Annotated in this window: 22 protein-coding genes and 1 rRNA gene; 11 read left to right on the top strand and 12 right to left on the bottom strand. The window is 68.6% G+C overall.

Annotated features, from left to right (window positions below; genetic code table 11):
* Positions 1-10: 10 nt before the first annotated feature.
* Positions 11-127: ribosomal RNA gene (gene rrf / locus LQD00_RS15095) — 5S ribosomal RNA — on the top strand.
* 200 nt (positions 128-327) lie between these two features.
* Here rrf and LQD00_RS15090 read toward each other — a convergent pair.
* The 5 genes from LQD00_RS15090 to LQD00_RS15070 form a co-directional block, all read right to left on the bottom strand.
* The gene (locus tag LQD00_RS15090; protein ID WP_232717994.1) at positions 328-1,557 is read right to left on the bottom strand and encodes an ABC transporter permease; all 1,230 of its coding nucleotides are present in this window, start codon (positions 1,555-1,557) and stop codon (positions 328-330) included.
* Positions 1,554-2,450, bottom strand: a complete 897-nt coding sequence (locus LQD00_RS15085) for an ABC transporter ATP-binding protein (RefSeq protein ID WP_232717993.1) — start codon at positions 2,448-2,450, stop codon at positions 1,554-1,556. Before LQD00_RS15085 ends, LQD00_RS15090 begins: the two co-directional genes overlap by 4 nt.
* A complete protein-coding gene (locus LQD00_RS15080; protein ID WP_232717992.1) occupies positions 2,447-3,067 on the bottom strand; it encodes a hypothetical protein in 621 nt (206 codons plus the stop codon). The genes LQD00_RS15085 and LQD00_RS15080 overlap by 4 nt, the downstream gene beginning before the upstream one ends.
* Entirely contained in the window at positions 3,064-3,378 is a 315-nt protein-coding gene (locus tag LQD00_RS15075) for a helix-turn-helix transcriptional regulator (protein ID WP_232717991.1), read from the bottom strand. The genes LQD00_RS15080 and LQD00_RS15075 overlap by 4 nt, the downstream gene beginning before the upstream one ends.
* A 79-nt stretch (positions 3,379-3,457) precedes the next feature.
* On the bottom strand, positions 3,458-4,585 hold the full coding sequence (locus tag LQD00_RS15070; RefSeq protein ID WP_232718000.1) for an NAD(P)-binding domain-containing protein: 1,128 nt from the start codon (positions 4,583-4,585) through the stop codon (positions 3,458-3,460).
* 102 nt (positions 4,586-4,687) lie between these two features.
* Here LQD00_RS15070 and LQD00_RS15065 point away from each other — a divergent pair, with 102 nt between their 5' ends.
* Positions 4,688-5,419, top strand: coding sequence for an enoyl-CoA hydratase (locus tag LQD00_RS15065; RefSeq protein ID WP_232717990.1), 732 nt, complete (start codon positions 4,688-4,690; stop codon positions 5,417-5,419).
* An 18-nt stretch (positions 5,420-5,437) separates the two neighbouring features.
* On the opposite strand, the gene LQD00_RS15060 is transcribed toward LQD00_RS15065, so the two are convergent.
* The 4 genes from LQD00_RS15060 to LQD00_RS15045 all read right to left on the bottom strand — a co-directional run bounded on the left by LQD00_RS15060 (position 5,438) and on the right by LQD00_RS15045 (position 9,877).
* The gene (locus tag LQD00_RS15060) at positions 5,438-6,547 is read right to left on the bottom strand and encodes an XdhC family protein (protein ID WP_232717989.1); all 1,110 of its coding nucleotides are present in this window, start codon (positions 6,545-6,547) and stop codon (positions 5,438-5,440) included.
* Positions 6,548-6,619: 72 nt separating this feature from the next.
* Entirely contained in the window at positions 6,620-7,951 is a 1,332-nt protein-coding gene (locus LQD00_RS15055) for a D-arabinono-1,4-lactone oxidase (protein ID WP_232717988.1), read from the bottom strand.
* The gene (locus tag LQD00_RS15050) at positions 7,939-9,234 is read right to left on the bottom strand and encodes an alanine racemase (protein WP_232717987.1); all 1,296 of its coding nucleotides are present in this window, start codon (positions 9,232-9,234) and stop codon (positions 7,939-7,941) included. Before LQD00_RS15050 ends, LQD00_RS15055 begins: the two co-directional genes overlap by 13 nt.
* Positions 9,218-9,877 carry a TetR/AcrR family transcriptional regulator gene (locus LQD00_RS15045; RefSeq protein WP_232717986.1) on the bottom strand — a complete coding sequence of 220 codons (660 nt, stop codon included), beginning with the start codon at positions 9,875-9,877 and terminating at the stop codon, positions 9,218-9,220. The genes LQD00_RS15050 and LQD00_RS15045 overlap by 17 nt, the downstream gene beginning before the upstream one ends.
* A gap of 175 nt (positions 9,878-10,052) precedes the next feature.
* On the opposite strand from LQD00_RS15045, the gene LQD00_RS15040 reads away from it, so the two are divergent.
* The 3 genes from LQD00_RS15040 (at position 10,053) to LQD00_RS15030 (ending at position 14,087) form a co-directional block, all read left to right on the top strand.
* Entirely contained in the window at positions 10,053-11,237 is a 1,185-nt protein-coding gene (locus tag LQD00_RS15040) for an MBL fold metallo-hydrolase (RefSeq protein ID WP_232717985.1), read from the top strand.
* Positions 11,234-13,723, top strand: a complete 2,490-nt coding sequence (locus tag LQD00_RS15035) for an HAD-IC family P-type ATPase (RefSeq protein WP_232717984.1) — start codon at positions 11,234-11,236, stop codon at positions 13,721-13,723. Before LQD00_RS15040 ends, LQD00_RS15035 begins: the two co-directional genes overlap by 4 nt.
* A 73-nt stretch (positions 13,724-13,796) precedes the next feature.
* Positions 13,797-14,087 (top strand): antitoxin, encoded by a 291-nt coding sequence (locus LQD00_RS15030; protein WP_232717983.1) that lies wholly within the window; start codon positions 13,797-13,799, stop codon positions 14,085-14,087.
* Positions 14,088-14,095: 8 nt separating this feature from the next.
* Here LQD00_RS15030 and LQD00_RS15025 read toward each other — a convergent pair whose 3' ends face one another.
* Positions 14,096-14,737: a DNA-3-methyladenine glycosylase gene (locus LQD00_RS15025; protein WP_232717982.1), complete on the bottom strand. Its 642-nt coding sequence runs from the start codon at positions 14,735-14,737 to the stop codon at positions 14,096-14,098.
* Between LQD00_RS15025 and LQD00_RS15020 the strand changes: the two genes are divergently transcribed.
* The 6 genes from LQD00_RS15020 (at position 14,715) to LQD00_RS14995 (ending at position 20,590) form a co-directional block, all read left to right on the top strand.
* Positions 14,715-15,152, top strand: coding sequence for a type II toxin-antitoxin system Rv0910 family toxin (locus LQD00_RS15020; protein WP_232717981.1), 438 nt, complete (start codon positions 14,715-14,717; stop codon positions 15,150-15,152). The genes LQD00_RS15025 and LQD00_RS15020 overlap by 23 nt on opposite strands.
* Before the next feature lie 113 nt (positions 15,153-15,265).
* Positions 15,266-16,975 (top strand): substrate-binding domain-containing protein, encoded by a 1,710-nt coding sequence (locus tag LQD00_RS15015; protein WP_232717980.1) that lies wholly within the window; start codon positions 15,266-15,268, stop codon positions 16,973-16,975.
* 60 nt (positions 16,976-17,035) lie between these two features.
* Positions 17,036-17,542, top strand: a complete 507-nt coding sequence (locus LQD00_RS15010; protein ID WP_232717979.1) for an FMN-binding protein — start codon at positions 17,036-17,038, stop codon at positions 17,540-17,542.
* A 56-nt stretch (positions 17,543-17,598) separates the two neighbouring features.
* Positions 17,599-18,456, top strand: a complete 858-nt coding sequence (locus LQD00_RS15005; RefSeq protein WP_232717999.1) for an FAD:protein FMN transferase — start codon at positions 17,599-17,601, stop codon at positions 18,454-18,456.
* Complete coding sequence (locus tag LQD00_RS15000) at positions 18,453-20,042, top strand: FAD-dependent oxidoreductase (protein WP_232717978.1); 1,590 nt, start codon at positions 18,453-18,455, stop codon at positions 20,040-20,042. The genes LQD00_RS15005 and LQD00_RS15000 overlap by 4 nt, the downstream gene beginning before the upstream one ends.
* The gene (locus LQD00_RS14995; RefSeq protein WP_232717977.1) at positions 20,042-20,590 is read left to right on the top strand and encodes a molybdenum cofactor biosysynthesis protein; all 549 of its coding nucleotides are present in this window, start codon (positions 20,042-20,044) and stop codon (positions 20,588-20,590) included. Before LQD00_RS15000 ends, LQD00_RS14995 begins: the two co-directional genes overlap by 1 nt.
* 4 nt (positions 20,591-20,594) lie before the next feature.
* On the opposite strand, the gene LQD00_RS14990 is transcribed toward LQD00_RS14995, so the two are convergent.
* Together LQD00_RS14990 and pruA are read right to left on the bottom strand one after the other, a co-directional pair.
* Positions 20,595-21,545, bottom strand: a complete 951-nt coding sequence (locus LQD00_RS14990) for a proline dehydrogenase family protein (protein ID WP_232717976.1) — start codon at positions 21,543-21,545, stop codon at positions 20,595-20,597.
* Positions 21,542-23,194, bottom strand: coding sequence for an L-glutamate gamma-semialdehyde dehydrogenase (gene pruA / locus LQD00_RS14985; protein WP_232717975.1), 1,653 nt, complete (start codon positions 23,192-23,194; stop codon positions 21,542-21,544). The genes LQD00_RS14990 and pruA overlap by 4 nt, the downstream gene beginning before the upstream one ends.
* Positions 23,195-23,241: the final 47 nt, after the last annotated feature.

Here is a 23,241-nt window from a genome sequence, read left to right as displayed (position 1 = left end):
TTTATAGAGTTACGGCGGCCATAGCGGAGGGGAAACGCCCGGCCCCATTCCGAACCCGGAAGCTAAGCCCTCCAGCGCCAATGGTACTGCACCTTAATCAGTGTGGGAGAGTAGGACACCGCCGAACACAACATCCCATTGTGGCCCTACACGACATCAGTTCGTGTAGGGCCACAATGCATTCCACCGAACCCCCCGGCCGGCGAGGATGTAGAAAAAACTGCGCTTATAGCGCGCATACCTTCTACGAAATCCGAGCCGGCCGGCCCACCACAGATAATGAAAACGCCCCGCGACCTCCTGGTCGCGGGGCATTCGTCGTTTTTGTCAGCGAGCGAGCTTGAGCACCTCACCCCAGCCGAGGCGGGAACCGGTACGGAGGATCGAGCGCTGGTAAATGCGTGCTGCAACCCAGGTGGCGAGAGCGCAGACAGCCGCCATGAGCACAAACGTGAGCACGATCTGGAGGGTGTTGGTGTCGCCGCTGGCGATCCGCATCGGCATGAGCGCCGCGCTGAACGGTGGAATCCAGCTGAGGGTCTTGATGAGGGTCGAGTCGAGCGCCTGCACACCGAAGATGCCGGCGTACATCACGCCCATCGCGAGAACGGTCAACGGGAACGATGCCGAGCTCAGTTCCTCCTGGCGGGACACGATCGCGCCGGTCGCAGCGTAGAGGGACGCGAAGAACAGGAAACCGAGCACGAACCAGGCGATGACGGCCGCGAACATGCCGACCGCGGCTCCAGGCAGCGTGAGGATTCCGGTTGCGGTGCCGGCGATCAGTGCTGTCGCACCGAGCAACACGACTTGAGTGAGCGCGACCGCACCGATGCCGATGATCTTGCCCCACAGCAGGTTCAGCGGCTTGATCGTTGCAAGCAGCAGTTCGACGACCCGGGAGGTCTTCTCCTCGACGACGCCGACGGCCACCATCGTGCCGCCCATCATGATCGCCGTGATCAGCAGGATGACGCCGACCAAGGCGATGACAAGCCGTTCTCCCTCATCCGGGCGCGCCGGGTCGAGCTGCGTCACCGAGATGTCCACCGCGGGGAGCGACGCCGCATCGACGCCGCGAGCTGCGAGTGCGTCGGCGAGGCCCGCCTGGGAGACCGCGGTCCGAATGGGGCCCTCGACAGCGGGGTCGGCGCCGTCCTTGCTCAGGATCACGTACGACCCGGGGGCCTCACCTGGCACGAGGGCCGCCGCGACATCACCGTCGGAGACCTTGGTACGGGCCTGCTCGACGGTGTCCACGGGCTCGGTCGCGATGGACGTACCGGCGGAGTCGCCGACCGCGACGATCGATTCGGTGATCGCTGCCGGTTGGCCGACCACCGCGAGCTTCTCGACGTCCTCACCGCCGGCGAACAGGTTGATGAGGATGGCGCCGACGATGATCACGACCATCAGCAGGGCGGTGCTGACGACGAACGAGCGGGTCTTGGCCCGCGTGGTGATCTCGCGTTCGGCGACGAGCCGGATGGCCTGCGCGGCCGAGGCCTTGGCTGATGGGTTCGGTGTCGTGGTGGGGCTGTGGTGCAGTGTGGTCATGCCGAAACGACCTCTCGGAACATGTCGGTGAGGGACGGGGTGGACGTCGTGAAGCGGTGGACCGGACCGTGGTCGAGTGCTGCCGCCAGGATCTGCTGGTCATCGACCACATCCGGGTCGACGAGGAGTCGGGTGGTCTCGCCGTAGGCGGCCTCGCGGACACCGGGTAGTGCGTCGGCCCAGGCGACGTCGGCACGGGGGCCGGTGACTTCGAGGGTGATGCCGTCGCGGGAACGCAGAGCTTCGACCGTGCCCAGGGCACGCATCTCGCCGCGCACGACGATGCCGACTCGGTCGCACAGTCGTTGCACCAGATCGAGCTGATGCGAGGAGAAGATGACCGGGATACCCTCCGCGGCCTTTTCTTTGAGCACATCGCTCATGACGTCGACGGCGACCGGGTCGAGGCCGGAGAACGGCTCGTCGAGCACCAGCACCTGGGGGTCGTGGACGAGCGCGGCAGCGAGTTGGACGCGCTGCTGGTTGCCGAGGCTGAGGTCGGCGACGTTGTCGTCGTACCGGCTGCCGACGCCGAGGCGTTCGGTCCATCGTTCCACCGACTCCTCGGCCTCCGCGGTGTCCATGCCGTGGAGTTTCGCGAGGAAGGTGAGCTGTTCGCCGACCTTCATCTTCGGGTAGAGGCCGCGTTCCTCGGGCATGTACCCGATACGACGACGGAGGTCGAGGTCGATGGGGCGATTCCCGAGCCGGACCTCGCCGGCGTCGGCGGAGAGAACTCCGAGGATGATGCGCATGGTGGTCGACTTGCCGGCGCCGTTGCTGCCCACGAAACCGAAGATCTCGCCGGGTTCGACGTGAAAGGTCATGTCGCGCAGGGCGACCAGATCCCCGTAGCGTTTGTGTAGTCCGTCGACGATGAGTGGTGCGTTCATGAGTCACGTTCCCTTCCGCCGGTGGCGGTGTCGGAGGGTGTCTGTCGGGGTTCGATCAGGTCTTCCGGGTCGGGATCGGCCATCCACCAGGCGATGAGCATGTTGGGCAGGCAGATCGCGGTGAGGACCAGGGAGATCAGCAGGATGGCGCTTCCGTAGACCCACTGGCCGGGCACCTCGTCGCGCATGCTGATCCCGACGAGGACGAAGTACGGGATGAACATGACGGCGTAGAGCACGAAGAAGCCGAAGGATCGCGCCGAATTGCGTTGGGCCAGCTGGATCTCGTCGAGGGCGGACACCGGTGCGTCGGCGATGGAGCCGGTGACGATACGCAGCGCGATCTGAATGGTGATGACCGAGACCAGGCCGATGCCGAAGGGCAGCAGGAACCATCCCGACGACCGGAAGGCCAGGAAGGAGCTGGCGATGACGAAGACCAGTGCGCACAGCAGCGTGATCACCAGTCGCCGATATGCGCGCTGGTTACGCCAGGTGGTCAGACGATGGGCGTGCTTGGCGTTGAACTCTTCGTGCCGGCGCCCCCGCCAGTTCTCGTAACGGCGCCAGATCTCGGGTTTCGCCGCCTCGGGGAACGCCGAGTTGGGGTCGTTCATCGATCACCTCCGGTGTCGTTGGTGGGTGAGCCGCTCGGGGCCGAGCGCGTGTCACGCCGGTAGAGCTCGGCCGACATGGCACCGAACGGCGTTCGGCTGAACACGGCTTCGACAGGAAGGTCGAAGACGTCGCAGATGCGGAAGGCGAGGTCGAGGCTGGGATAGTTGTCGCCCCGCTCGAGGGCACCGACGGACTGGACGTTGATGCCGACGAGTGTCGCGAGCTCGGCCCGCGACATCTGCCGTTCCGCACGCAGGACGCCGATGCGGTTGTAGATGGGAAGCTTTTCCCCACGGCGTATTGGACTCACGCCATCAAGTGTTGGGAAAACACAACAATCTGTCAATCCCCAATAACGACGACGGTAGCGCCGTCGTGGCGCTGAACGATCAGCGCGAGGCGACTTCGAGCAGGTCAGCGGCCACTCTCGCGGCTTCGCGGCCGGCTCGGTTGGCCCCGATCGTCGACGCCGACGGGCCGTACCCGATCAGCTGGACACGCGGATCGGCCTCGACGACCGTCGCGAGACGGCCGGTCATGGTGATGCCGCCACCCGGTGCGCGCAGCCGCAGCGGGGCCAGATGATCGAGCGAACTGCGGAAGCCGGTGTTCCAGAAGATGACGTCCAGGTCGAGATGCTCGCCTCCCGCGGGGCCGCAGTCCCAACAGACGCCGGTCTCGGTGATGCGGGTGAACATCGGGCGCCACGACAGGATGCCGTCGCGCTGGGCGGCGGCGATCGCGGGAGTCAGGGCGAGGCCGGTCACGGAGACGACCGACGTCGGGGGCAGTCCCGCGCGGACACGGCGCTCGACGCGTGCGACGGCCTCTCGTCCCTGTTCGGGCGTGAACGGTTCGGTGCTGAAGACCGGTTCGCGCCGCGAGCACCAGAACGTCTCGACGCCGGGTGCTTCGCGGGCGATCTCGATGAGCAGCTGGATCGCCGAGATCCCGGCACCCACCACGAGGACCCGCTTGCCGGCGAACTCCGCCGGTGACGTGTAGTCGTGCGTGTGCAGCTGGCGTCCTCGGAAGTCGGCGGCGCCGGGGATGTGCGGGATGAACGGCCGGTCCCACGTGCCGGTGGCGTTGATTATGACGTTCGTGGTGAGGGTGCGGCCGTCGGCCAGGTCGACACGGAATCCCTCGCCGTCCCGACGGACCGCCCGAACGTGCACCGGCCGACGGACGTTCAGGCCGAACTTCGCCTCGTAGCGGCCGAAGTACTCGGGGACCGCGGTGGCCGCGGGCAGTTGGTCACAGTCGAGGCCGAGCGCCTCGACGATCCCCCATCCGGGCAGGTCGTGCACCCGGTTGGCGGTGGCTAGGGTCAGCGTCGGCCAGCGGAACTGCCAGGCGCCGCCGGGGCCGGGCGCATGGTCGAGCATCTGATACCGGTCACCGAGGCCGAAGCGGTGCAGGAAGTAGGCCGACGACAGTGCTGCCTGTCCGCCGCCGATGACCAGAACGTCCGAGTGGGCCTCGACGTCGACCGTGTCCGAGCCGGGCGCGCCGATCTGGAGGGCGCTGCTCGGGACGGTGCTGCGCGGCGTGGTGTTCGGCACCTCACCACCCTGTCACGACTCGGCCCCGCAGTGTCATCGGTAGGCTTGGCCCCTATGATCCACTCCACCACCGACGGCGCCGTTGTCACCATCGAGCTCGACCGGGTCGACAAGCGCAACGCCCTCAACGAGGAGATGCTGAGCGGGCTGGCCGACGCCTTCGGTGCCGCGACCTCGGCGGGTGCCCGGGCCATCGTGGTCACGGGACGCGGACCGGTGTTCAGCGCGGGCGCCGACCTGTCCGGGCCGGTCTACGACCCGGGCTTCCTCGACAAGCTGGTGTCGACGCTGCACCGCATCGAGTCGACGCCGGTCCCGGTCATCGCCGCTCTCAACGGTTCCGCCATCGGAGGTGGACTCCAGCTGGCCATGGCCGCCGACCTCCGCGTGATGGCACCCGATGCGATCGCCGCCATCCCCGCCGCAAGAATCGGTGTCGCCGTGGACGAGTGGACCATCCGTCGGCTCGTCTCGCTGGTCGGTGCCGGACAGGCTCGCGGCATGCTCATCGGGTGTGACCCGCTGAACGCCGACCGTGCCCACACCCTCGGATTCGCCAACCGCATCGGCGATCTCGCCGACGCCCAGCACTGGGCGGCCACCATCGCCGACCTCGCGCCGCTCACCCTGCAGCACTACAAACTGGTCCTCAACGGCGACGGCGCCCGCGACACGGCACCCGAGGACCGGGTCGCCGCGATGGTGCGTGCCTGGCAGAGCGACGACATGGCCGAGGGTCGTGCCGCACGCAACGAGAAGCGGCCGCCGAAGTTCGTCGGGCACTGACCCGCACGCTCGGCCGGTTCAGCGCCGGTGGATGGGCCCGGTGCCCTGGTGCAGCGGTTCTGCCTGGGCCCCATGGCGTTCCGCGATGAGCTGCGCCGCGATCGCAACGGCCACCTCGGCCGGTGTGTGACCGCCGAGATCGAGTCCCAGGGGTGAACGCAGACGCGACAGATGTGTCTCGTCGACGCCCTCCGCGCGGAGGCGTTCGTCGCGATCCGCCGCGGTCCGGCGTGAACCGAGTGCGCCGATGAAACCGAACGTCGGTGACTGCAGGGCGGTGCGGAGCGTCGGCACGTCGAACTTGGTGTCGTGGGTCATCACGCACAGCGCCGTGGTCGAGCGGATCTGCCGGTCCCGGATCTGTTCGGCGAGATAGCGATCGGGCCAGCCGACGATCACCTCGTCGGCGTCGGGGAAGCGTTCCGGCGTCGCGAACACGGGCCGCGCGTCGACGACGGTGGCGCGCATCCCGAGCGTCGAACCCAGTGAAGCGAGGGCGCGCACGAAGTCATTGGCGCCCACCAGGATCAGCCGTGCCGGCGGGGCGAAGGTCTGCACGAAGGTGCGCGGCCGGTCCTCGGTCGGCGCGGCGGGATCGGTGGCCTCGCAGTCGTCGACGCCGATCACGCCGGTGCGACCGGTCTCGAGCATGTCGGCGACGTCGTGATCGAGACGACGCCACGGCGGCCGGGAGGTGTCGGTCGCGACATACCAGTCCGGGTGGGCGTTCAGCGTCGTGGCGACGGCGATCGGTTCGTCGGCCGCGAGTGCGTCCGCGAGGCGTCGGAGCTGACCCAGTCGTTCCGGCGTGGGTTCGATCCGTTCGACGACGACGTCGATCTGGCCTCCGCAGGTGAGGCCGGGCGCGGGATCACGAGGGTCCTCGATGCCGAACTGCTCGACGACCGCGAGCCCGTCCTCGAGCACCTGCTGCGCGGTGTGGACCAGGGCCGACTCGACGCACCCGCCGGAGACCGAGCCGATGACGGTGTCGTCCTGCGTGACGACCATCGATGCCCCGACCTCGCGCGGTGCCGACCCGGATGTCGAGATGACCCGGCACAGCGCCACGGGACGCGCGTCGGCGCCGCCGAGGGCGGCGAGCAGGTCGGGCAGGATGTCGCGCATGCACTCCAGTTGACCAGATGCCGACCGGCCGGGCCAGATGGGCTGGTGGCGACACCTGTGGGGACGCGCTTGCTAGTCGCCCAGCACCCGCCGCAGGTAGTCGTTCGCGAACACGCGCGACGGGTCGAACCGGTCGCGCACCGCACGGAACTCGTCGAAGCGCGGGTAGACGCTGCGCAGGTACTCCGCGTCGCGGGTGTGCATCTTGCCCCAGTGGGGGCGTCCGCCGAAACCGGTGAGGATCGCCTCGACGTCGGCGAAGTACGCGGCGGAGTCGGCCGGGTCGTCGCGGTGGTAGCGGTGGACGGCGATGTAGCCGCTGCGGCGTCCGGCGGCGGTGGAGAGCATCAGGTCGTCTGCCGCGGCGGCACGTACCTCGATGGGGAAGCTGACCCGGTACTTGCGGCGGTCCAGCAGTGCGCGGATCTCGCTCAGCGCCGCCGGGACGTCCTCGAGGGGGATCGCATACTCCATCTCGCGGAAGCGCACATCACGGTCGGAGACGAAGATCTTGGTCGACGTGTCGGTGAGTTCGCGGGACGACAGGCTGCGCCCGGCCACCGAGTTGATGGCGGGGATCAGACGCGGCGCGCGGACCCCGACCTCGCACAGCGCGCGGAAGACCTTGTTGCTCAACAGTTCGTCGTCGACGTACCGGCGGAACCGCGACGGTCCCGTGATCGGTGCATCCGTTCCGAGTCGCGTGTTGGTCTTCACGAGTGCGCAATTGGTGTGCGGGAAGATGTAGAACTCGTGGTGGTCGGACGAGGCGACACGGTCGAGGAAACCGGCGATCGCATCGTCGGCGGAGGCCGGACCCTCGACGGCATGGAGCCGGAAGTTGTCGACGCAGTCGAGCGTGATCTCGACGAGAACCCCGAGGGCGCCGAGGCCCAGTGCGGCAGCGCCGAGTTCGGGGTCGTCGGGACCGATGGTCACGATCTCCCCCTTGCCGTTCACGAGGGTGACACCCGCGATCTGCGTGCTGATACCGCCGAAAGCCAGTCCGGTGCCGTGGGTTCCGGTGGAGGTCGCCCCCGCGATGGTCTGCCGGTCGACGTCGCCGAGGTTGGCCATCGCGAGCCCCCGCGGTGCCAGCAGCGCGGGGATCTCGTGCAGGTGGGTGCCCGCGTGCAGCGTCACCCGGTGACCGTCGGCGCCGGCCAGACCACGCAGACCGGACAGATCGAGCTGGACGTCGTCGGCGACGGCGATGGGGGAGAAGCTGTGTCCGGCACCGACGGTCTTGACCGTTCCGCCCCGCTCCGCGGTCTCCCGCACGATGTCGGCGATGGCGCCCACACTCGTCGGGCGAAGCACGCGGCTCGGTGTGCACGACGCGGTGCCGCCCCAGTTGCGCCAGCTGTGCCCGGCGGCAGTCGACGTCCCGCTCACAGAAAACATTTCCCTTCGCCTCGGTAGGTCGGCACGACCTCACCGACCACCGCGTGACCGGCGTCGTCGCGGTCGATGATCGCGACGTGCCGGGCACGTTCGCAGACCTCGCCGGACTTGGTGTGCCGGAACCATACTCGATCACCGATCGCGATACCGTGCGCAGCCTCGCCGCGCAGCGGGGTCTGCACCTCGCCGGCGGCCTCGGTGCCGACGAACTCGAGTCCGCTCGGCCACACCGGCTTCGGGAGGCGATCCGGTGCGGGTGGTCCGGAAGCGATCCAGCCGCCTCCGGCGCAGGTGACGATGCCGCGGCCGGGGCGACGGACGACGTCGAGTCCGAACGACAGCGCCGGTGCCGGGCGGAACCGGGCGTACCCGTCGAACAGGTGGCCGCCGAAAAGGCCGCTGCCCGCGGCGATGTCGGTGACGGACCGGTCGCGGGCGGTCTCCTCCAGGGAGCCGGTGCCGCCGCCGTTGACGAATTCCAGGTCGGCGATCTGCCGCAGCTCGCCGATGATCTTCCCGCGCCGGCGACGCAGCTCGGCCATCGACCGGCGCTGCATCATCCCGACCGCCCGGTTGACGACGGCCTTCCCGGGTACCGCGTCGGCGACGCCGGCGACCTGCGCCTCGTACGACATCACCCCGACCAGGTCGAAACCGTTCCGCGCGACGATGGTCCGGGCGAGGGCGAGCACGTCGCGTCGCGAATGGACCGGGGATCGGCGGACGCCGATGTGGACCCGACCGCCGAGGAGCCGGTACGACGCGTCGAGGTCGATGGCCACGCGGATCGGTCGTCGTGCGGTGGGTGGGGCGACGGCGTCGATGATGTCGAGCTGGTCGACCGAGTCGACGAGCAGGCTCACCCGACTCGTCGCCGCCTCGTCGGAGACGAAGGCCGCCAGTGCTTCCCGGCGGACGCTCGGATAACCGATGAGGATGTCGCCGATGTCGGAGGTCGTCGCCAGCCAGTGTGCTTCGGCGAGATCGTAGGCGAGTACACCGTGGAAGCCGCGACGTCCGGCGAGGTCGGCGATCACCGAACGCACCCGGAGGGACTTGCTGGCGATCCGGATCGGGACACCCGCGGAGCGCCGCAACAGGTCGGCCGCGTTGTGCTCGAGCGCTGTCCGGTCGAGGGCGAGGACCGGGGCGTCCAGACCGGCCTCGCGTACCGCGGAATCGATTGACGCCCAGTACTGCTCGGGGTCGTTCACCCACAGTCCGTCGTCGAACTCCCCGATCGACGACGACCCATGGGTGGGATGCTCAGTCGAGCCTGACATAGGTGAAGAGCTGGTCGGAGACCGCGGTGATGATCGAGCTGATCACCTTGTCGTCACCGGTGCTCAGGAAGGTCAGCGTGATCGCGTTGGTGGCGGCGATGACGAACGGGCCGAGTTCCTCCACCGGGCGGGTGAAGGACACCGGGGCGTGGTCGGTGATGGCCTGCAGTCCGGCCGTGGCGATCCGGTACAACTCGCCGTACATGGCGTGGCCGACCTGCTGGAGCTCCGGGTGATTGTGCGCGTAGATGCCCAGTGCGATACCCGCCTGCATCCGGCCGGGATCGGCCTTCAGCAGGTCGTAGAACGCATGGAACTGCCGCTCCATGTTGTCCCGGATCACTTCGAGCGTGAAGGTGTCGCCGTACTCTGCTGCCGGCAGCACGGTGTGCAGCATGCGCTCGATGTCGTGGGGCACCGCCTGCTCCATCACCGCGCACAACAGTGCGGTGCGGCTCTCGAACGCGTAATGGAAACTCGCGAGCGGCATCCCGGCGTGAGCGCAGATTCGGCGGGTGGTGGCCCCTTCCACACCGTGATCGGCTATCACGCGGTAGGCCGACTCGATGAGCGCGCTTCGACGCTGTTCGACGGACATCCGTGGCACGACGGTCAACCCCTTGGCCAACATGCGCCTGCGCATGTGCGGTGGACAATGTTCGCCGCAGCCTACCAGTGCCGTTGTCGGCGTTTGCGCGGTTCATCACCCAAAAACGTGCCGATGTTTATCGTTGCTCACAACTCGACGGTCGCCGTGAGAGGCTTCCGAGCCGACGCCGCCGTGCTTCGCGTCGAACCCCACTCGATCGGATTACTGTGTGGACGTGACCACGAACTCCGAAAGAACCGGCCCCGACGCGACCTCGCGGGTCCTCGGGCGGGTGACATCGGCCGGGGTGATGATGGCCGACGCGGTGGCCGAACGGCTCGCCGCCGGTGGTCTCGGCCCGGCACGTGCACTCGGCGCCACCCGCGAGGAGATCGTGCCGCACGTCCGCACGTCCCCGCACCTGCGAGACGGGGTCTTCGACAACCCCGAGCCGCCGGAGGGGTCCATCACCCCGGACCGGCAGGTGCTCGCCGACATGGCCCGCCGCCCGGGCCGACCCCGCCGGCCGGTGATGGTCACCGTCCCGACCTTCGACGCCCCGTCGCCCCTCGCCGTCACCTGGCTCGGACACGCCACCGCCGTCGTCGACATCGACGGCGCCCGCATCATCACCGACCCGGTCCTGAGCCGGCGCTGTTCGCCGAGTCAGCTCGTCGGCCCGGGGCGCATGCATGCGGCCCCGCTGTCCGCAGGTCAGCTGCCCGCGATCGACGTCGTGGTGATCAGCCACGACCACTACGACCACCTCGACATGGAGACGGTCACCACGATCGCGGCGACCCAGCCCGACGCCGTGTTCGTCACGACGATCGGCGTCGCCGCACATCTCATGGCCTGGGGGATCGCCGAAGACCGTATCCGGCAGGCGGATTGGTGGGACGAGATCGTCGTCGCCACCAGTGGTGGCGAACTGCGGTTCACCTGCGGTCCGGCACGCCACTTCTCCGGACGGTGGCTGGCGCGCAACCTCACGCAATGGGGGAGCTGGTCGATCGCCGGTCACACCCACCGCGTCTTCTTCTCCGGCGACACCGGCCACACCGACCGATTCGAGGATCTCGGAGCGAGGCTCGGTCCCTTCGATCTGACGCTCATCGCCGTCGGCGCCTACGACGTGATGTGGCCCGACATCCACGTGAACCCCGAGGAAGCGCTGTCGGTGCACCGGATGGTGTCGCCGGGGTCCGGGGCCGATTCGGTGATGATCCCGATCCACTGGGGCACCTTCAATCTCGCCCGCCATCCCTGGGGTGAGCCGATCGCGCGGCTGCAGGCCGCCGCACACCACGGCGACCCGACTGTGCTCGTCCCGCAGCCCGGTGGTTCGATCGACCTCGAACACCGCACCGGAACCGGTGTGGCGCATCCGAGTTGGTGGGAGGTTTCGGCGTGAGCACCACGGCGGAGACGATCGAGCCGGGTCTCAGCGCGGCAGAGGTGGCCCAACGGGTCGCCGAGGGCAAGGTCAACTCCATGCCCGACCGCTCGGGCCGCAGCGTCGCGGACATCGTGCGCGCCAACGTCTTCACGCGCATCAACGCGATCCTCGGCGTCCTGTTCGCCATCGTCGCGTTCACCGGTTCGCTCATCAACGGTCTGTTCGGTCTGCTGATCATCGCCAATTCGACGATCGGCATCGTCCAGGAGATCCGCGCCAAGCGCACCCTCGACAAACTCGCCATCGTCGGCCAGACCCGGCCGCGGGTCCGACGCGACGGTGAGGTCGTGGAGGTCGCGCCCGACGAGGTCGTGCTCGACGACATCATCGAGATCGGCGCCGGCGACCAGATCGTCGTCGACGGCGAGGTCATCGAGGCCACCGCACTCGACGTCGACGAGTCGCTGCTGACCGGTGAGGCCGATCCGATCGACAAGGACCCGGGCGCACAGGTCATGTCCGGCAGCTTCGTGGTCGCCGGTGGCGGCGCCTACCGGGCGACCAAGGTCGGGGCCGATGCGTACGCCGCGCAGCTCGCGGCCGAGGCCTCGAAGTTCACCCTGGTCTCCTCCGAGCTCCGCTCGGGCATCGACCAGATCCTGCGGGTCATCACCTGGCTGCTGATCCCCGCCGGCATCCTGACCATCGTCAACCAGCTGTTCATCAGCGAGAACGGGCTCAAGCAGGCGCTGCTGGGCATGGTCGCCGCGCTGGTGCCGATGGTCCCCGAGGGGCTGGTCCTGATGACCTCGATCGCCTTCGCCGTCGGCGTCGTGCGCCTCGGTCAGCGGCAGTGCCTCGTCAACGAGCTCCCCGCGATCGAGGGGCTGGCCCGCGTGAACGTCGTGTGCGCCGACAAGACCGGCACCCTCACCGAGAACGGCATGCGGCTCTCCGAACTGCGTGTCGTCGGCGACGATTCGCCGGAGCTCGCCGGTGAGGTGCTCGCCGCGCTGGCCGCCCACGATCCGCGCCCCAATGCGAGCATGATCGCCGTTGCCGAGGCATATCCGACCCCGCCGTCGTGGACGGTGACCGCGATCAAGCCGTTCACCTCGGCCACCAAGTGGAGTGGGATCTCGTTCGCCGACGAGGCCGGCGCCGAGGTGGGCAACTGGCTGATCGGCGCACCCGACGTGCTGCTCGACCCCGCGGGGGAGACCGCCCAGCTGGCCTCCGACATCGGCGCCACCGGACTGCGCGTGCTGCTGCTCGCACGCACCGACGTCCCCGTCGACACCGAACCCGCCGACGGCGCCGTCGCCCCCGGCACCGTGATCCCGGTCGGGCTCGTCGTGCTCGAACAGCGGGTCCGCCCCGACGCCCGCGGCACCATCGACTACTTCGAACAGCAGCACGTCGCGGTCAAGGTGATCTCCGGCGACAACGCCCGCTCGGTCGGGGCGGTCGCCGAATCACTCGGACTCGGCTCGGCCGACACCTCCGTCGACGCCCGCAAGCTGCCCGAGGAGGAGGGCGAACTGGCCGACGTCGTCGAACAGGGCGTCACCTTCGGTCGCGTCCGTCCCGATCAGAAACGCGCCATGGTCAAGGCGTTGCAGTCGCGGGACAACACCGTCGCGATGACCGGCGACGGCGTCAACGACGTGCTCGCCCTCAAGGACGCCGACATCGGCGTCGCGATGGGGTCGGGGAGTTCGGCTGCCCGGTCGGTGGCCCAGATCGTGTTGCTGGACAACAAGTTCGCCACCCTCCCGTATGTGGTGGGCGAAGGCCGTCGCGTCATCGGCAACATCGAACGCGTTTCCAACCTGTTCCTCACCAAGACGGTGTACGCGGTGCTGCTGGCGCTGTTCGTCGGCGTCGGCGGCGTGCTGGGCAGGCTGTTCGACTCGGATCCGCTGAGCTACCCGTTCCAGCCGATCCACGTGACGATCTCGGCGTGGTTCACCATCGGCATCCCCGCCTTCGTGCTGTCGCTGGCGCCCAACAACGAGCGGGCCCGCCGCGGCTTCGTGCGTCGCGTCCTGCTGCAAGCGGTACCCAACGGCATCATCGTCGGCCTGTGCACCTTCGTCACCTATGTGATCGTCAACCCCGGCGGACCGGGTGTCGAGGTCGGTGGCGACGCCGTCGACCTGTCGCCGGCCCAGACCCAGGCGGCCACCGCGTCGCTGATGACGCTCATCGCGATCGCGGTCTACGTGCTCGCCGTGGTCGCACGGCCATACAACTGGTGGAAGGTTCTCCTGCTCGCCGTCTCCGCCGGTGCCTACGTGCTGATCTTCGCCTGGCCGTTCACCCAGGACCTCTTCCACCTCGACTCGTCGAACTGGACGATGAACTCGGTCGCGCTCACCTCGGCGGCCGTCGGAATCGTGTTCGTGGAAGCGGTTTCGCGGATCGTGCCGCGGTGGATCGCAAGTCACGGTTCGCCCGCGGAACAGTCGGTTAGGGTGGGCGAGGCGTCGACCGTGTGACGACGCCGTGCCGGCGACTAGACTCTGCCGCGAGTTGCCGGAAGAAGTCCGGCTCGTCGACACAGGAGACGTCATGGATCTCAAGGGACTCGTCAACAAGGCCAGGGCCACGCTGCAGAAGAACCCCAACCTGATCGACAAGGGCGGCGACGCCATCGACAAGGTCACCAAGAACAAGTACTCGGGTCAGGTCGACAAGGCCCAGGACGCCGTCCGCAAGGCCGTCGGCGCGCCGGGGCAGGGCACTCAGGGACAGGGCACCCAGGGACAGGGCACCCAGGGACAGACGCCGCCCAGCAACCCCGGAGAGACGTTGCCGGGCCAGCAGAGTCCGCAGCCCCGGAACCCGCAGAACCCGGAGTAGGTAGTAGGTCAGACCCCCGCGCGTGGGTGCCGGCGATACCCCGACACGGACGGGTGGCCGTCGAAGAAGAACCGCCACGCCAGGTCGGCCGCGCGTCGAACGCCGACGCGCGGGCCGGCCGCCACCGGCAGGTCCGGGAGTGGTCCGCGCCGAGATGTGTCGAGAGTCACAGGCGTGTCCGGATCGGCCAGATCGGTGCCGAGATCGGCCATCGTGATGCCGAGGGCGCGGCACAGGTTCCCGGGACCGCTGGCGAGCCGGTCGTCGGACACCGGCGTCGAGCGCGCGGCCCCGCGTCGGGCACGTGCCAGCTCGACCCCGTCGACCACCTCACCGGCCCTCAGCAGGACCGCCGCCGCGGGTCCCGTCCCCCGCACCACGATGTTGGCGCAGTGGTGGCCGTGGATGCGGTAGACGTACAGCCGGCCCGGCGGGCCGTACATGATCTCCGACCGTGCCGTTCGCGTGTACGCATGCGAGGCCGGATCGTCGGGGCCGGCGTAGGCCTCCACCTCGGTGACCTGGATCGTCACGCCGTGACCGGTCAGGTGCGCACCGAGCAGCGCCCGGGCCTGATCGGCGACCGGCGCGGGAGAGTCGGAGGTGCGGACACTAGGCTCTGGGACCATGGCGAAGACGAGTGACTCCATCGAGGTTGAACTGTCTCCGGAAGATACCTGGGCGGCCGCCTCGGACCTGTCCCGGTACGACGAGTGGCTGCTGATCCACGACTCCTGGCGCAGTCCGATCCCGGCCTCCGAGGATCTGGCCAAGGGCACGAAGATCGCCTCGGTCGTCGTCGTGAAGGGCACCCGGATCCGCTTCGACTGGGTCGTCGAGAAGTTCGATCCGGTGTCGCACGTGCGTCTCAAGGGAAGCGGCAAAGGCGGCGTGAAGGCCAAGCTCGATCTGGGCATCGTTCCCACTTCGACCGGATCGGAAGTAACCTTCACTGTTGATCTGGGTGGGTTGCCGCTGATCGGGCCCGTGGGTAAGACCGCGGCCCTGGCGGTAGCGGGGGATCTACGAAAGTCGCTGCAGCAATTCCGAGAGGTCTTCAGCTGACCCGAGCGTGACGTCGCGCGGGGCACATCCGCCACCGCGCCGACGCGGCTGCGGGGTGACAGCGATGCGTCAGGCGGTGTGCGAGCACCGCACAAGAGGGGAACGGGAAAACTATGGGGCGTCACAGCTCAGATGCCGATCGCGGCGGAAACGAATGGACCCGCGCGGAGAACAGCGGGGGACCTGCGAGCGGCGCGAGCCGGTCCGACGACGACTTCGGCTTCGAACACCGCGAGGCCGGCAGCGGTCGCCGCGGGGGTTGGCTGTGGGCCATCATCGCCCTGATCGCGGTCGTCGCCCTGGTCACCGGTGTGATCATCTGGCAGGCCGGTTCCGGCGGGTGCGGTGACCGCACCCGAGTCGCCGTCGCCTCCGACGGCGCGATGACCGGCCCCCTCCGCGAGGTGGCACGCCAGGCCTCCGCGGACTCCTGCTACGACTACGACGTCCAGACCGCCGCCGGCGCCGACGTGCCCGGTCTGCTGACCCAGGGCGCCGCGGCCCCCGACCTCTGGGTCGCCGACTCGCAGGTGCAGGCCCGCCGCGTCACGACGCAGGTCCGTCGCGACCTGGATCTGGTGGCACCGTCCATCGCCTCGACCCCGACCGTCGTCGCCGGCGACAACGTCCCCGAACTGGACACGTGGGTCGAGGTCATGAAGCTCCCCGACCTGCGGACCGGTAGCCCCGTCGACACCAGCACCGGTGACGCCCCGATCATCGGCGCGCTCGCGGCCGTCGATGCCGGCGAACTGCCGGAGGAGAAGTTCACCGAGGCCATGACGGTCCTGGCGATCCAGCAGAACAATGCGCGTCTGACCAACGACAACGAGGGCACCCGACTCAATCTGGCGAACACCTCGGGCGTGCCGGTCGTGACGACCGAGCAGCAATACGAGCTGTTCATGCGTACCCACCAGGGGTCGAAGCTCAAATCCTCCATCCCGGCCGCGGGCACCGTCATGCTCGACTACCCCCTTGTGAACACCGCATCCGCCGCGCGCCAGCAGGTCGCCGACGAGGCCGGTGCCGCGCTCGTGTCGGCACTCGACTCCGACGCGGGCCGCAAGGCGCTGACCGACGCCGGTTACCGCGACGCCGACGGCAACGGGGTCGGCGAGTCGGTGAAGGAACTCCAGCTGCGCGATCCCACGTCGGTCGACAAGGCGCTGCGCCAGTGGCAGGTCCTCGGCGTGCCGATCCGCACGCTCGTCGTCCAGGACACCTCTGGTTCGATGGCGACCCCGGCCGGCGGCACCACCCGTGCCGGGCTGCTCATCGACGCATCGCAGACCGGTCTGAAGCTGTTCCCGAACAACACGATGGTCGGCGGCTGGGCCTTCAGCGTCGACAAGGGCGGCAACGGACAGGACTGGGAGGAGATGGCTCCCATCCGCCGTCTCGACGCGCGCTCGGGCAGTGGCACGCACCGAGACGCGCTCGGCAGGGCGGTCGAGGAGGGACTGTCGGATCTCGGTGGCGGCACCGGCCTCTACGACACCACGCTCGCGGCGTTCAAGAAGGTCCAGGACACCTACGACCCGAACTACTCCAACAGCGTCATCATCATGACCGATGGGCAGAACGAGGACCCGAACAGCATCGGTCTCGACGAACTGCTCGCCGAGCTGAAGCGTCTCGAGGACCCGGCGCGACCCGTGCTGGTCCTGACGATCGGCATCTCCGACGACGCGGACTCCGACGCGCTCAAGCAGATCGCCGAGGCGACCGGCGGCACCACCTACATCGCCGAGAACGCCGCCGACATCCGGACCGTGTTCGTCGACGCCATCCAGGCTCGGGTCGCTGCGGCCGGTCGCTGACCGGCCGGTATCCACCGGACCAGAACGGCGGCGCTCGGGGCGATCGGGGACAATGGGCCGATGACCTCCACTTCGAGTCCCGTCCCGTCTGATCTCGAGCTGTCCGGTTCAAGCCGTTCGTCGGTTCTGATGCGCACCGGAGGCGTCGTCGCGGCGATGGCCGCCGTCGGCCTCGTCGCCGGGGCCTGTTCCTCCGACGACTCCGGCTCCGGCAGCACGACGACCACGGAGACCTCCACTGCGACGGTCGCCGAAGGCGCCGCGGGCGAGCAGTACAAGGACGGCGAGTACACCGCGGAGGGCGGATACATCTCGCCCGGCGGACCGCAGAAGGTCGGCGTCACTGTCACGCTGTCGAACGACGTCATCACCGCGGTGTCGGTCGACACCAGTCAGACCAAGGGCCCCTCGGTGGAGTACCAGGGCAAGTTCGCCGGCGGGATCTCCGATGTCGTCGTGGGCAAGAACATCAACGACATCGACGTCGACAAGGTCTCCGGCTCGTCGCTGACCTCGGGCGGTTTCAACGAGGCGATCGAGAAGATCAAACAGGAAGCCATCAACTGAGTCCGACCGGTGTGACCTCTCCCGGCGTGAATCCGCCTGCAGCCGTCCATGACTGGATGTTCGACGCGATCGGCACCCGGTGGACGGTCACGACACCGGCGCCGCTGTCCGCCGATGTCGTCGAGGCGGTGCGCGCCGAGATCGACCGGATCGACCTCGCGTGGTCCCGATTTCGCGACGACTCGACGGTCGCCGAGATGGCGCGGGCGGCCGGGCGCTATCCGATCGCGGAGTCGGATCAGCCGCTGGTCGACTGGTATCGCAGGCTGTATCGGCTGACCCGCGGTGCGGTCACGCCGCTGGTCGGGCAGACCCTCGCCGATGCCGGGTACGACGCGGACTACACGCTGCGGCCCGTCGACCGGGTGTCCGCGGTCCCGGCGTGGGACGAAGTGATCACCGGGCACGACGCCGCGCTGGAACTGCGCCGACCCGCACTGCTCGACGTCGGCGCAGCGGGAAAGGGTTTCGCGGCCGACCGGGTGGCGGAGATCGTCGCGAAGGCCACCGACGACTTCGTCGTCGACGCCGGCGGTGACATGGTCGTCTCACCCCGCGCCCGTCCGCTGCGGGTGGCGCTGGAACACCCGATGGACCCGACCAAGGCGATCGGTGTGGTGACGCTCGACGCCGGCGCGATCTGCGCGTCGGCGAGCAACCGCCGGGTGTGGGCGGACTGGCATCACATCGTCGACCCGCGCACCGCCTCGCCTGCATGGGAAGTGCTGGCCACGTGGGTGATCGCGCCGACGGCGATGGAGGCCGACGGGTTGGCGACCGCGCTGTTCTTCACCCCGGCCGCGTTCCTACGCGGCGACTTCGACCATCACGCGGAGGGCTTCCATCACGTGACCATCCGACGCAACGGCAGTGTCGAGCACACCGCGATCCCCGGATTGGAGTTGTTCCTGTGACAACGGATGTCTCGACCGGATCGACCGCGGTCCTCCCGCGACTCCTCGCGCCGTTCGATGCCGCGCGGCGACACCTGACCCCGTACCGGGCGGTGTTGTGCGGGCTGGTCCTGCTCGCGGTAGCCGCCTTCGTGGTGTCCGCGGTCGACGCCGACTTCGGTTACGGGCCCGACGAACTCGCGGTGTGGCTGCTGGTGGCGGTCGGGGTGAGCGGAGCGGCCACCTATCTGTTCGCTGCTGTCTTGCGGGTGCCGCCGAACTCCGACTCCTGGCTCATCACCGGCCTCATCCTGTTCTTCGTGGTGCCGGGCGGTTCGGAGGACACCGCGATGGCGACCGTCGCGACGGCGGCGGCGATCGCGGCGGCGTCGAAATACGTTCTGGCCTGGCGGCGTCGGCTGATCCTGAACCCGGCCGTCGCCGGCGCCGTCGGCTGTTACGCGTTGGCCTATGCCGGCGTCGAGGGACTGAGTTTCCCGTTCTGGTGGGTGGCGGCCGAGCCGCTGCTGATCCCGATGATCGTCATCGGCGCGGCCGTGGTCACCCTGATCCGCGAATGGCTCCTCGTGGCGGTGTTCGTCGTCGCGTCGCTGGTGACGATCGGGGTGGTCGAACTGGTTCGCGGCGGCCAGGATCTGTCGACGTGGATCGTGTCGTCCCCGATGTTGTTCGTCGCGGCCATCATGCTGCCCGAACCGTTGACCTCCCCCGCGCGACAACCGCATCGGCTGATCTACGCGGCCCTGGTCGGGGTGCTGATGCACTGCCAGTACACGGTCGAGGTGACCGACTCGTACACCCTGGCGTTCGTGCCGGAGGTCGCGTTGCTCGTCGGCAGCCTCTACGCCTTCGCCGTGCGCCTGGCGACGCGCACCGCGCGCCGGGTGCGGCTCGACGTCGAGACGGCGCCGTTGGCGGACCGCACCTATGCGCTCACCGGCGAACCCGCGGGTGGCGCACCGTCGTTCCGGGCGGGGCAGTGGTCGAGCGTGAGTGTGCCGCGGTGGTCGGCGCCGGTGTGGACCGGCTCGCGGCGGGTCTTCTCGTTCGTGTCCGTGCCGAAGGAGGCACCGGTCGAGTTCGGTTTCACAGTCGCGGGGGAGCCGTCGTCGTTCAAGGCCGCGCTCATCGACGGCCGTGCCCGGCGGGTCTGGGTCGACGAGATCGGCGGCGACTTCGTCCTGCCGCGGGCGTTCCCGGGCAGGGGCAGGGTCGTGCTCCTCGCGTCGGGGGTCGGGATCACGCCGTTCGTCTCGATGATGCGTTCGCTGTCCGGCGATCTGTCGGGCCTGACCGTGGTGCATGTACTCCGCGAACCGGGCCGGGCGGTCTACGGCGACGTGCTCGGGAACGCAGGGTCGAAGGGGGCGCGCGTGATGACGGTCGTCGCACCCGAACTCGCCGACGGCGTCGACGATGCCGGCCGACTGGCCGAGCTCGTCGGTACGGACATCGACGGTGCGCACTACTACGTGTCGGGTCCACCGGCATTCGTCGAACGCACGTCGTCGACGATCCGGCACCTCGACGCTGCCACCAAGCGGCGCCCGTGGCGCATCCACACCGACTCGTTCGCCGGTTACTGATGGGCTTCGAGTATCCCTGCGAGATCCTCACCTTCGTGGTGTCGCCGAAGCACGCGTACTTCGGGCGGCCCAAGGACGGTCCCGCGGACGAGGTCGAGACCCTCACTCCCGACTCGGTGGAGATCGTCGCCGACAAGGGGATTCGCGGCGACCGCTTCTTCGGCGTGAAGGCCCACACCGAGGCCGCGGTGACCTTCCTGGCTATCGAGGCGTGGACGGCAGCCGCCGGCGACGTCGATCCCGTGCTCGCCCGACGCAACGTCGTCGTCCGCGGCGTCGAACTCGATCCGCTGCGCGGCCGAGAATTCGAGCTCGACACCGGTTCCGGGCCGATCCGCTTCCGCGGTGGACGTCCGGCGCACCCGTGTTCGTGGATGGACACCGTCGCCGGGGAGGGTGTCCGCAAGGCGCTCATCGGTCGCGGCGGCCTCCGCGCCCAGCCGTTGACGTCGGGGACCCTGCACCTCGGTCCCGCCACGATCATCACCGACATCGAACTCGACGCATCCCGCGCGGCCGACCAGGTGAAGCGGGTCCAGCCGCTGTGACCAGCTACCCGACCAGCGCCCGCAGGAAGAACCCGAGGTTGGCGGGTTTCTCGGCGAGGCGTCGGACGAAGTAGCCATACCACTCGGTGCCGTACGGGATGTACACGCGCACGCGGGCCCCCGACTCGACGAGACGACGCTGCTCGTCGGTGCGGATGCCGTAGAGCATCTGGTGTTCCCAGCTGTCGGGGGCGCGATCGAACTCCGCCGCCAGGACCGACGCCGCCTCGATCATCGTCGGATCGTGACTGGCGACCATCGGATACCCGTTGCCCTTCATCAGGATTCGCAGGCACCGTAGGTACGCCTCGTCGACCTGACGACGGTCGGGGTAGGCGACCGACGGTGGTTCGGCATAGGCGCCCTTGCACAACCGGATTCGGGCGCCCGACTCGGCGAACTCCGCACAGTCGTCCTCGGTGCGTCGGAGATACGCCTGCAGCACGGTCCCGACATCGGGGAAGTCCTGTCGCAGCGAGCGCACGATGGCCAGCCGTTCGTCGACGGTCGTGTGGTCCTCGGCGTCGATGGTGACCAGAGCCCCGACGGAACGTGCTGCCGCGGCGATGGTCCGGGCGTTCTCCTCGGCGATCTTGGCGCCGTGTTCCGGGAGCCGCTGACCCAGCGCAGTGAGTTTCAGCGACACCTCGAGAGCACCGGGAGGTGCCGTACCCAGGCCCGACATCGCTTCCAGCAGAGACACATATGCGGCGACGGTGGCATCGGCCTGGGACTCGTCGGTGGTGTCCTCGCCGAGGAAGTCGATCGTCACGGCCAGTCCGTCGTCGAGCTCATGCCTGATGGCGGCGAGGACATCGTCGAGCGTTTCACCGGGCACGAACCGGCGCACGACCTTCTCGGTCACCGACCAGCGCTGCGAGGTCTGTTGGATCCGTTCGCTGCGCGCCGCGGCGGTGATCGTCGGGCGCAGGAGGGCGTCGAAGAGCGTGCTCAACTGGTGACCCCCGTGAAGTCGGTGCTCATGTGCGGGTACCGGGACGTCGTCGGCGGGTTGAACGTCTCCTTGATGGTGCGGGTCGACGTCCAGCGCAACAGGTTCTGCTTCGAGCCTGCCTTGTCGTTGGTGCCCGACGCCCGACCGCCGCCGAACGGTTGCTGACCGACGACCGCGCCGGTCGGCTTGTCGTTGATGTAGAAGTTGCCGGCCGTGTTGCGGAGCCGGTCCGATGCGAGGGCGACCGCGGCGACGTCGGTCGCCATGACCGCGCCGGTGAGCGCGTACTTCGCCGTGGTGTCGACGAGGTCGAGGACGGTCTCGTAGTCGGCGTCGTCGTAGACGTAGACCGACAGGATCGGGCCGAAGTACTCCGTGGAGAACGCCTCGTCCCGCGGGTCGTCGGACAGCAACACGGTGGGGCGCACGAAGTATCCGACCGTGTCGTCGACCTGTCCGCCGACGGCGACAGTCATCATCGGCGACGACTTGGCGCGCCGCAGCGCCGCGATGTTCTTGTCGAACGCACGCTGGTCGATCAGGGCGCCACCGAAGTTCGACAGGTCGCGGACGTCGCCGTAGCTGAGTTCGGCCGTCTCGCCGAGGAAGTCGCTGCCCATCTTGTCCCACACCGACCGGGCGATGTAGGCGCGGGACGCGGCCGAACACTTCTGGCCCTGGTATTCGAACGCGCCGCGGATCAAAGCCGTTCGGAGAGCGTGCGGTTCGGCCGAGGAGTGCGCGACGATGAAGTCCTTGCCGCCGGTCTCACCGACGAGCCGCGGATAGTTGCGGTACTTGTCGATGTTGTTGCCGACCTCGCGCCACAGGTACTGGAAGGTCTTGGTCGAGCCGGTGAAGTGGATCCCGGCCAGGTTCTCGTCGGCGAGAACCACATCCGAGACGGCGCGTCCGTCGCCGTGGACGAGGTTGATGACCCCGGGAGGCAAGCCGGCCGCTTCGAGAAGTGCCATCGTGTACTGCGCCGAATACGCCTGTGTGGGGGAGGGCTTCCAGACCACGGTGTTGCCCATCAGCATCGGCGCCGTCGGCAGATTCGCGGCGATGGCGGTGAAGTTGAACGGGGTGACCGCGCAGACGAACCCGTCGAGCGGACGATGATCGAGCCGGTTCCACACACCCGGGGACGACACCGGCTGTTCGGCGAGGATCTCGCGGGCGAAGGCCACGTTGAACCGCCAGAAGTCGGCGAGTTCGCAGGGAGCGTCGATCTCGGCCTGCTGCACCGACTTCGACTGGCCGAGCATCGTCGCGGCGGCGACCCGCTCGCGCCACGGCCCCGACAGCAGTTCGGCCGCGCGCAGGATCACCGCGGCCCGGTCGTCGAAGCTCGTGTGCGCCCAGTCGTCCTTCGCGTCCATCGCGGCATCGACGGCTGCGCGGGCGTCGTCATGGGTGGCGTTGGTGAGGACACCGAGCACCTCGTGGTGGGCATGCGGCTGCACGACGTCGATCTGTTCGCCGTGTCCGAGATGAAGGCGGCCGCCGATGATGTGCGGTAGTTCGCGCCGGCCGGCGTTGGACTGACGGTTGAGTTCGCTGATGATCCGGGCACGCTCGGGCGATCCGGGGGCGTAGGTGTGGACCGGCTCGTTGGCCGGGCGCGGGGGAGTGGTGATGGCGTCCATGACGTCAGTTCACCTGCGTTAGAGTCTTCCGCGATATGGCCGATCGG

Origin of the sequence: Gordonia metallireducens (assembly GCF_021245825.1) — a bacterium.
GTDB classification, from domain to species: domain Bacteria; phylum Actinomycetota; class Actinomycetes; order Mycobacteriales; family Mycobacteriaceae; genus Gordonia; species Gordonia namibiensis.
This window is presented reverse-complemented; position numbering and strand designations above follow the sequence as displayed.